General features: G+C 61.4%; 5 protein-coding genes. 1 reads left to right on the forward strand and 4 read right to left on the reverse strand.

Annotation, left to right across the window (positions count from 1 at the left end; all coding sequences use genetic code 11):
- Positions 1–110 precede the first annotated feature (110 nt).
- From FVQ81_18270 to FVQ81_18285, 4 genes are all read right to left on the reverse strand, one after another.
- Entirely contained in the window at positions 111–590 is a 480-nt protein-coding gene (locus FVQ81_18270) for a hypothetical protein (protein ID MBW7998476.1), read from the reverse strand.
- A 104-nt stretch (positions 591–694) separates the two neighbouring features.
- Complete coding sequence (locus FVQ81_18275; GenBank protein MBW7998477.1) at positions 695–1,054, reverse strand: hypothetical protein; 360 nt, start codon at positions 1,052–1,054, stop codon at positions 695–697.
- A gap of 26 nt (positions 1,055–1,080) precedes the next feature.
- Positions 1,081–1,440: a hypothetical protein gene (locus tag FVQ81_18280; protein MBW7998478.1), complete on the reverse strand. Its 360-nt coding sequence runs from the start codon at positions 1,438–1,440 to the stop codon at positions 1,081–1,083.
- Between the two features lie 203 nt (positions 1,441–1,643).
- Complete coding sequence (locus FVQ81_18285; protein MBW7998479.1) at positions 1,644–2,159, reverse strand: hypothetical protein; 516 nt, start codon at positions 2,157–2,159, stop codon at positions 1,644–1,646.
- A 254-nt stretch (positions 2,160–2,413) separates the two neighbouring features.
- On the opposite strand from FVQ81_18285, the gene FVQ81_18290 reads away from it, so the two are divergent.
- Positions 2,414–2,812: GNAT family N-acetyltransferase (locus FVQ81_18290; GenBank protein ID MBW7998480.1), on the forward strand; the 399-nt coding region annotated here is incomplete at its 3' end.

Raw genomic sequence — 2,812 nt, forward strand, 5'->3', positions numbered from 1 at the left:
CTGCTCCCCCATGCCGTGGATCACGGCAATCGCTAGTCTTTTGGCCATCGGAATGCTCCTTTCGCGTGTCGGGAGATCCTGGTTCCGCGGACTATGTCAGCCGCGCTCGCTCAAGCGTTGCCGGTCCGGATGACGTGCTTTTCGAAATTCTGGACGAATTCGTCGGCGGTGCCCCGGCCCTGGGACGTGTTGTAATATTGCTTCCAGTAGTCGCCCATGGCGCGGATGTCGCCGGGATCGGGAAGCGGATGCGGGACGCGGAGGTAGTGCACCCGGCACATGGCGGTGGCGTAGGCGAGGTTCCAGACAAGCTGATCGAGGCGGTCCTGCCCCGGGGCGAGGAACGCGGACACGCGCCCGCTCGGTTCCGCCCGAAAGGCCAGGTAGTTCTCCCAGATGTCGTCATGGGTGGCGGGCTCCATCTGGTAGACGCCGCGCGCCGGGCCGTCGTTGAGCTGGCGCAGATAACGGAGGTTGCTTTCCTGAATCGCGGTGCCGAGGACCAGGTCCTCCGCCGCCCGGTTGTGGGCGCCGATGGCCTCCAGCGTCGGCCTGACGATGTTGGTACGGAACTGTGGGATGTCGAGCATGGTTACCTCCGCCTAACAAGGGCGGCCGGGGCGGATTGCCGGAGGTATTGTCGGTGGCGTGGCGATCAGTTGCCGCTGCCGGCCTAGCCGCTGCCGCTGCCGGCCTAGCCGCCGCCAGCACCGCCTTTGGCTCCCGGGACACTTCCGGCACCGCCACCACTCTTTTGAATACCTTTCGAAATCACGTAGCTGCCGCCGCTGATGCCGAGAAGCGCCCACACGCCCTGCGGAACGTCGGGAAATTTAACTGCTTCTCCGTGGACGGTGATGAGGAAGAAACTCAGCGCGATGACAAACGTGAAAATCAGGAATTGAAACCGCGACAGGCTTGCCTGGCCGTTTTCCTCGCTGATGAGAAAGGTAAGGTCGATCTCGTTCGTCACGATCTTCCACAACACGACTAACCCGAGCAGTCCGACAAAAACGACGATCATCCACCCGGCTACCAAAGTGAGTGTTTGCATGACCTAGATGCCTCCCCCTCGCGTCGTCACCCGTCAGGCGACGGCGTTCCCTTGAAAAACCTAAGGTACGACTTTCCTCCGAGGTAGACGGCCTGACTGCCGCCCAACAGAACCAACAGTTCCGCCGGAACCTCGGGCAGTTTGGGCGCGGCTGCGTCGAACATCTCGGGCACCGAGGCCAGGTAAGCCCCGGCTCCGACGAGCGTGAATAGCAGCAGCTGAATCCGCGACGGGCTGAGCCCTCTGTGTTCCTTGTCTTGGACCTTGTCCTGGAGCAACCCTGCCGTGTTGATCCCCCTGGTCAGCATCTTGTATCCGACGACCAACGCAAGCCCGCCGAGCAGGAACCAAACCTCGAACTCTACGAATGCGGTGAGTTGCTCCATGCCATTCCTCCAAATCGGTGTCACACGGGATGCTTGCTGTAATTTATCACTGCCCCGCCGTCAGAGCGGCTTCCCAGGCATCGAGAGCTTCGTCACTTCTCCCGCTAAGTACGGCTCTCATTTTCAGCAACTGTCTAGCCGCATCCCCCTTGATAAACCGAAGCTTATTGGGATCGCGCAATTGAACGAGTTGATCGGCCTTCCTATCGGCAACCGGCGGTTTTTTGCTGGAAGAAATTCTTATCGATCGACACTTTCGAAGAGGTCATGCCCGCCGAAACCACTCCGAGGATAGCTTTGGTTGATGCAGCGCCGACAAGCGTGATCGCCAAGTCAACCCCGATCGTCGCAATGTCTATTGCGGAATCCAACTGCGCCTTGCTGACGGCGAACTGCTTTATGAATTCAATATAATGGATGTTGATCAGCACCAATCTTCCGGTGATAAATCTGTCCCGGCCTTTTTTCCGCTGTTCGTCTGTCTTGGCGGATTTTTCGAATTCAGCGTAGTACTCCGCAATGCTACCTGAACGGCTGAATACCGTCTCAAGTTCCTGAATGTCCTTGTCAATATCGAATGACTGCTTCGGAGCACCCGGATTCGTAAACGTGCCGCAAGACGACAATGTCGCCGCTAGCAAGCTTATGGCAGTGAAACGACGGCCGTGGTGGAAAATACGGACGAACGCACCCGGTTCGAGCGGCCCGGTATCGTGCATGATTCCCCCCTTCCGACATTTCCCGTTGCGGGCCTGCCGGTTGCCGCAACTATGGCACGAGCCTACCCATTCGACAACCAGTAAAAGCATTTCTGCATTATATTACAAATCTCTAATGGTAAATGGTCGCGGGCCGCGCGCCGCCGCGCCCCTAACCGGACCGGCCCGGAGGGAGCGCGGCCACGGGGCGCCGGTGCCGGGACGCGAGGCCCCTGGTTGCGCGCCGGCCGTTTGGCGTATAAGACCAAGGAGCCATGCCCGACGGACGCGAACCCACCACGGTCAAGGTCCTCGGCTCCCTCGGCGAGGTGCCGGCGGCGCAGTGGGATGCCTGCGCCGGCGCCGACGACCCGTTCCTCAGCCACGCCTTCCTGAGCGCCCTGGAGGACAGCGGATCGGCCTCGGCCCGCTCCGGCTGGCTGCCCCGGCACCTGGTGGTCGAGGACGGCGCCGGGGCGGTGATTGCGGCGGCGCCGCTGTACTTGAAAAGCCACTCCTACGGCGAGTACGTGTTCGACTGGTCCTGGGCCGACGCCTACGAGCGCGCCGGCGGCCGGTATTACCCAAAACTGCAGTCCGCGGTGCCGTTCACGCCGGTCACCGGGCGGCGCCTGCTGGTGCGCCCCGGCGCCGACGCGGAGACGGAGTCCGAG

The sequence above is a fragment of the Candidatus Glassbacteria bacterium genome (assembly GCA_019456185.1).
Classification (GTDB): domain Bacteria; phylum Gemmatimonadota; class Glassbacteria; order GWA2-58-10; family GWA2-58-10; genus JAJRTS01.

Coding starts and splice junctions, on each gene's coding strand:
- FVQ81_18280 (MBW7998478.1), bottom strand. CDS start 1,440: ATGGAGCAACTCACCGCATTCGTAGAGTTCGAGGTTTGGTTCCTGCTC.
- FVQ81_18270 (MBW7998476.1), bottom strand. CDS start 590: ATGCTCGACATCCCACAGTTCCGTACCAACATCGTCAGGCCGACGCTG.
- FVQ81_18275 (MBW7998477.1), bottom strand. CDS start 1,054: ATGCAAACACTCACTTTGGTAGCCGGGTGGATGATCGTCGTTTTTGTC.
- FVQ81_18285 (MBW7998479.1), bottom strand. CDS start 2,159: ATGCACGATACCGGGCCGCTCGAACCGGGTGCGTTCGTCCGTATTTTC.